This window comes from Methanocella sp. (genome assembly GCF_035506375.1).
GTDB lineage: Archaea > Halobacteriota > Methanocellia > Methanocellales > Methanocellaceae > Methanocella.
The window spans coordinates 1-5,857 of record NZ_DATJPM010000054.1 but is presented as its reverse complement, the minus strand read 5'-3'; the positions used below and the strand labels follow the sequence as shown (position 1 = coordinate 5,857).

Annotated in this window: 9 protein-coding genes and 1 pseudogene; 2 read left to right on the top strand and 8 right to left on the bottom strand. The window is 55.2% G+C overall.

Features of this window, described 5'->3' with window-relative positions:
- The 7 genes from VMC84_RS06980 to ilvC form a co-directional block, all read right to left on the bottom strand.
- On the bottom strand, window positions 1-510 hold a 510-nt coding region (locus VMC84_RS06980; protein ID WP_325379262.1), incomplete at its 3' end, for an NFACT family protein.
- A gap of 63 nt (window positions 511-573) precedes the next feature.
- Complete coding sequence (locus tag VMC84_RS06975) at window positions 574-963, bottom strand: response regulator transcription factor (protein WP_325379261.1); 390 nt, start codon at window positions 961-963, stop codon at window positions 574-576.
- A 193-nt stretch (window positions 964-1,156) separates the two neighbouring features.
- Window positions 1,157-1,342: a hypothetical protein gene (locus VMC84_RS06970; protein ID WP_325379260.1), complete on the bottom strand. Its 186-nt coding sequence runs from the start codon at window positions 1,340-1,342 to the stop codon at window positions 1,157-1,159.
- Window positions 1,343-1,757: 415 nt separating this feature from the next.
- Window positions 1,758-1,991 carry a hypothetical protein gene (locus VMC84_RS06965; RefSeq protein ID WP_325379259.1) on the bottom strand — a complete coding sequence of 78 codons (234 nt, stop codon included), beginning with the start codon at window positions 1,989-1,991 and terminating at the stop codon, window positions 1,758-1,760.
- Window positions 1,992-2,008: 17 nt separating this feature from the next.
- Window positions 2,009-2,176, bottom strand: coding sequence for a hypothetical protein (locus VMC84_RS06960; protein ID WP_325379258.1), 168 nt, complete (start codon window positions 2,174-2,176; stop codon window positions 2,009-2,011).
- A 103-nt stretch (window positions 2,177-2,279) separates the two neighbouring features.
- Entirely contained in the window at window positions 2,280-2,807 is a 528-nt protein-coding gene (locus VMC84_RS06955) for a hypothetical protein (RefSeq protein ID WP_325379257.1), read from the bottom strand.
- 159 nt (window positions 2,808-2,966) lie between these two features.
- A complete protein-coding gene (ilvC, locus tag VMC84_RS06950; RefSeq protein WP_325379256.1) occupies window positions 2,967-3,962 on the bottom strand; it encodes a ketol-acid reductoisomerase in 996 nt (331 codons plus the stop codon).
- A 75-nt stretch (window positions 3,963-4,037) separates the two neighbouring features.
- Here ilvC and VMC84_RS06945 point away from each other — a divergent pair, with 75 nt between their 5' ends.
- Window positions 4,038-4,661 (top strand): helix-turn-helix domain-containing protein, encoded by a 624-nt coding sequence (locus tag VMC84_RS06945; protein WP_325379255.1) that lies wholly within the window; start codon window positions 4,038-4,040, stop codon window positions 4,659-4,661.
- Window positions 4,648-5,613 carry an arginase gene (rocF, locus tag VMC84_RS06940; RefSeq protein WP_325379254.1) on the top strand — a complete coding sequence of 322 codons (966 nt, stop codon included), beginning with the start codon at window positions 4,648-4,650 and terminating at the stop codon, window positions 5,611-5,613. Before VMC84_RS06945 ends, rocF begins: the two co-directional genes overlap by 14 nt.
- Here rocF and VMC84_RS06935 read toward each other — a convergent pair.
- Window positions 5,608-5,857, bottom strand: a pseudogene (locus VMC84_RS06935) (phosphohydrolase); the annotation flags it as partial. The gene rocF and the pseudogene VMC84_RS06935 overlap by 6 nt on opposite strands.

The following is a 5,857-nucleotide window of genomic DNA, read 5'->3' as shown; positions in this document are numbered from 1 at the left end:
GGCCTTCAGCGCCTCCGCCGTCAGGTCCATCGGGCTCAGCTGCGGCGGCGGGAACTCGTACTGCTCGCCCCGCAGGACGTCCCTGTCCTTCATCTTCATGGAGCGCAGGGGCATCATGATGCGGCGGTTCTCGTCCAGCATAATGACGTTGCCCTGGTTGAACAGTTCGGCTACGAGCGTGTTCTTCACGCCGGCCCTTGTGACTTCCACCTCGACGATGCGGTCGAAGTTATGCTGCGCTATCCTGGTGACGCGCCCCCCCGTCATGTACTTGCGCAGTATCATGGGGAACGATGGAGGGAGCTTGGGCGACTCTCTCGGGTGCTCCGTCAGGTGGAGCCGCTTGCCGGCTTCAATAATGAGGTCGTACTTGCCAGTCTCGAACTCCTGTAATTTTAACCTGATCTCGTCGGCGGTATGCTGGTATGCCTTCTCGAGCTTCGAGTCCAGGAGGAACTGGAGCTCTCGGACGACGACGTACACGTCGACGCTTGACATTTCCTCTTTCATGAAATAAGCGTGCCTCTCTCGAAATTACGGTGTAAAAAAGCCCGTGCTGGATTATAAAGCTTATCACGGGAGGCTTACCGGGCGCTTTTCCTGGAGCACCCTCTTAATACGTTCCAGCAGCTCTGCACGGCCGAAGGGCTTGGTGATATAGTCATCCACCCGGACCACGTGCAGGCCGATCAGCTTGTCGATGCGCTGGTCCTTGGCAGTGAGCATGATGACCGGGATCTCGTGGGTCTTCGGGTTGCTCTTGATGCGGGAGAACACTTCCCAGCCGTCCATCTTCGGCATGATGATGTCCAGTAACACCAGATCGGGCAGCTCCTTCTCGATCCGGTCGAGCGCCTCCTGCCCGCTGTTCGCCGTGACCACCTGGTAGCCGTCGCTCTCCAGGATGAGCTTTACCACTTCGAGCAGGTCGGGCTCGTCGTCGACGACCATGATCTTCGTCATAGAGCTACAATATATATTTTAATCGTTGATTTATATAGCTTCGTAAATCAAACGAGTCACTTATAAATACGCCCGCTGTCTTTTGAACGGAAGCATAAAAAGGCCGAAAGAATTTACGCCCGTGAATAAAATTTTTACCTGACGCAGGCTATCGATGCGCTTTAATAAAAAGTGCATGGGCCGCAGAGCGTGCCTAGTCTTTTACCATGATCATCATGGAAAGGACGACCAGCGCGCCGAGCGTTATGTATGACACCACGTTGATTAACGAAAGGTCACTTCCAAATAGTCTCACATTGACTATGATAGCCGCAACGGTCACGAGCAGGCCCAGCATAACGCCGAACAGCTGCGTCGTATTGACGCTAACGGTATTCATAGTTTTCACATCCTTTTTCGGGCTTCCATTGCAGGAAGCACCGGCCACGAATCTTTGTGGCCTATTTCTTTTCCTTTGCACAGTAACATAGGGCTCGGGCGCATATATACTTTTGCCTATGCCGATTTCACTTTAAAACGGCAAGCATCACGGCCATAATTTTACCGGCCAGGGCGTTATATCGGCCGGATAGAGGAAGCGCCGCTAAAAATCAAATCTCCCAGAATATGGCTTGATTTAACCAAATAAGCCTAATTATGGATTTTTATAACCTTGCTAAAAGATATAAGCCTTAGAATGGTAGGGCCAAATGCCGTGCGCCTGAGAAATAGAGTGTTTTATTTAGAACAGGGAGTATTAAAATAGAATCGGGGAAATCGGGCTTGAAACGAGCCCGATATCGCTTAAATTCCGCTTATATTGTAACGATTGTGGCCTCGGACTTCTGCCGGGAGATGGTGATTTCCGCGGTGTTCTGTCCCACGACCGCATGCCACACTTCGACGCTGGCGTTAGGGTCGGACTGCTTGATCCTCTCAAGGGTACCTTCCTCCAGCCTCCCCATGTTCGCCGAATGAATGATCAGCTTGATGGTGTGCTCCGGGTGCTTCTTGTAATCGTCCATTTTGAACAGCACAACTTTCCTCATCTTGAGTCACCTCCTTTTTAACGGCATTTGTAGTCAATCATCTTTATGATGGCCCGCTCGCACTGCTCGCACTGCGCCTTTCCGACGGTCCTCCTGAGGCGGAGGCACATCCACGAGAATGCCATACCGTCATAGACGGTAATGGAGCAGAAGACGATGTACGGACATTTTGGATATTCCTTCAAATGCCACACCTACTAGTTATACTTTACCTTTCATTGACAGGCTTTTAATTGTGTTTTGACTGGAAATACTTTATCCGTATGAAAAAAAAAGACGCGCGGGCCGTCATCCCATGCGTCCCATGGCCGGCTGCTGCTTGCCGGTTTGCTGCATGCCCGCGGCAGGCTGCTGCTCCGTCGCCGCGTCCTGCGCGACGTCGAAGTACTCGAAGTCGTTCTTCGCCATGTTGAATTTCGCGTCGATGATCATGTTCTTCGACGTGTCGTAGACATTGAGCACGATTTTGCTGTTCGTCTTATCGGCCATGGTGCCGTAGAGGTCGGCGATCATATACGTCAAGTTGGCCATCGTCCCCGCCAGGTCGTTCGTCCCCGCGTCCTTGAGCAGGTAGATGCTGACCGTAATGACGCTGCCCTCGTCGATGTGGACGTTCGCGTTACCCTCGGCCGCGTTCGATAGCCGCTCTCCGATGATGGCGGCCCTCGCAGTGTTGCCGTACTGCATGTCCGGCGTCGCCTTTGGCGGCGCGGGCGGTAAGTTCTGTGCCTGAGTCATTCCCTGTTGCGCCGCGGCCATTCCGATGCACGCCATTAACATGGCCGCTATCAATGCTATGCTAACCAGCTTCTTCATCTACAATCCACCCCTGTTGACTAACTTTAACAACTCAAACTTCGAGAAGCATTTATATAAAAATTAATAGCTTTTAGCGCACGATTTAAAGCCCATGCAGAATAATTAACTGGAAAAACAGGGCGACCCGCCTGGAGGCGGGCATTTAAAAAAGGTTATTTACTTCTTCTTGAGCCACGGCATCATGGCGCGAAGCTGCTTTCCGACGACCTCGATGGGGTGGTTCGCGTCCATCTCGGTGAGCTTGTTGAACACTGGCCGGCCGGCCATGTTCTCCAGCACCCACTCCTTCGCGAAGCGCCCGTCCTGGATCTCCTCGAGGGTGCGCCACATCTCCAGGCGGCTTTCGTCGTTGATGACGCGCTTTCCTCTCGTGAGGCCGCCATACTGGGCCGTATCCGAAACACTGTCCCACATGTTGGTCATGCCGCCCTCGTACAGGAGGTCGACGATGAGTTTTAGCTCGTGCATCGTCTCGAAGTAGGCGATCTCCGGCTGGTAGCCCGCGTCCACCAGCGTCTCGAAGGACGCCTTCACCATCTCGGTGACGCCCCCGCAGAGGTCTACCTGCTCGCCGAAGAGGTCCGTCTCCGTCTCCTCCTTGAAGGTTGTCTCGATGACGCCCGCCCTCGTGGAGCCGATGCCCTTCGCATAGGCCAGGCCGGTCTTGTGGGCCTTACCCGAGTAGTCCTTCTCGACCGCGATGAGCGACGGCACGCCCTTGCCCTCGAGGTACATCCGTCTCACTAAGTGGCCGGGGCTCTTGGGGGCGATCATGACAACATCGATGCCCTCGCCGGGCTTGATCATGTTGTAGTTGATGTTGAAGCCGTGAGAGAACATAAGGGTCTTGCCATTCTTCATGTAGGGCTCGATCTGTTCCTTATAGACCTTCCCCTGGATCTCGTCGGGTATGAGCATCTGGATAACGTCTCCGGCCTTTGCCGCGTCCTCGACAGTCGCGACCGTCAGGCCGTCCTTCTTCGCCTGCGACCAGGAGACGCCGCCCTTCCTCAGGCCGACGACCACGTCCAGGCCCGAATCTTTCAGGCACTGGGACTGCGCCATGCCCTGGCTTCCATATCCGATGACCGCTATCTTCTTGTTCTTGAGGTATTTGAAGTCCGCATCCTTATCATAGTAAATTTTGACCATGAGTTTACACCAGTAATAGAATGACCGACCAATGACTTTAAATGGTATACCGAACATATACGGCCTGGCATATTTATGTCCATAGCGCTCAGCATAGGCATACGACACCGGGACTGCTGGCATTACTCGCTGTCGAAAAAGCTTGACGCCACCATCGTCGTGAAATATACATACATGCTCCCGAATAATCAGCTATACGGGTATCAGACCATCATCAGCCCACGCATCGGCGAGCTGGAGGCTTTTCTCAAGGCCGCCCCCCAGATCCGGAAGTACGCCGTGCTGTCCCGGTCCGCCGACCGGGCCGACGTGATCACCTGGGCGGAGCAGGGCTCCATCATCGACAACATTATTAGAAAGAACTGTGTATTCATCGGCCCGACGGTCGTGAAGGACGGCGTCGAGAACTGGCACATCATGGCCCCCACGCGGGAAGAGCTTCAGGATGTCGTGGCAGCCATGGAGCAGTGCGCCGACATCGCGTACATACGAAATTCCGAGGGCAGCGAGCCCGACGTCGGGCTCACCGAGCGGCAGATGCTCACGCTGCGTACGGCCGTCGAGATGGGCTACTTCGACACGCCCCGCCGGGCGTCCGTCAGGGACGTGGCCAAAAAGCTGAATGTATCGGCCTCCACGGCGGTGGAACACCTGCGAAAGGCCGAGAAGAAGGTGCTTGAGAATTATGCAAGGTCATAGGCAGCGATCGTCACTAAAGCCAAAAAAGGACGCTACGTCTAAAAAAGACGCCGTCATCGATAAGGTCCGCATCGTCGGCGTGCCGCTGGACCTGGGCGCCGACCGGCGCGGCATCGACATGGGCCCCGATGCCCTGCGGAACGACGGGCTCGTCGAGGAGCTTGAAAAGCTGGGCATCGACGTGCAGGATACGGGCAACATCATGCTGCCCCCGCGGCCACCGAAGAAAAAATACGATTCGCGGCTAAAGAACTACGAGGAAGTCATCTTCGCCTGCCAGCGGGTGCAGGACTTCGTGGGCAGGAGCATCGCCGATGGATATTTTCCCTTAGTGATCGGCGGCGACCACAGCATCGCCATGGGCACGACCGCAGCCCTGAGCCAGTTCTATAATAAGATCGGCATCATCTGGATCGACGCCCACGGCGACTTCAATACGGAAGATACGACCATCACCGGCAACATCCACGGCATGAGCTTCGCCACGTCCTGCGGCCGGGGCACGAAGAACCTGGTCGGCAAGCTGGGCGTTCGCACAAGCGTCTCCGAGGCCAACTGTGTCCTAATTGGCGCCCGTGACCTCGATCCCTTAGAGCGCGAGCTGCTTAAAAAGTCCGACGTTACCGTGTTCACCATGCGGGACATCGACGAGCAGGGCATGCACAAGATAATGAAGCAGGCCCTGAAGATCGCCTGTAAAGGCACGGACGCGCTGCACGTCTCCTTCGATATCGACGTCATGGATCCCATGGAGGCGCCCGGCGTCGGCACGCCGGTGCAGGGCGGCATGACCTATCGGGAGGCACACCTCGCGATGGAGATGATCTCCGAGTGCAAGAACTTCAAATCGCTCGAGGTCGTGGAGCTGAATCCCATCCTGGACCGGCAGAACGTCACCGGCAAGCTGGCCATCGGGCTCATCAGCTCGGCGTTCGGCAAGAAAATACTATAGGCGGCGCTTGGCTGGCAGGTAGATCTCCTGGAACGTATCGTTGAAGTAGTCGTCGGTCATGCCGGCGATGAAGTCCCTGACGATGCCGGCATTCGGCGTATCGTCCATGTACTTTTTTAACTTATCCCTGGAGAACGAGCTCAGGTAATTTTTGTAGATGCGAGAATTCTCGTCGCCCTTTTCCAGGTCCGCGAGGAACGTCTCGAATAGCATGGAGAACATGCGCTCGACCTTCGAAGCTTCG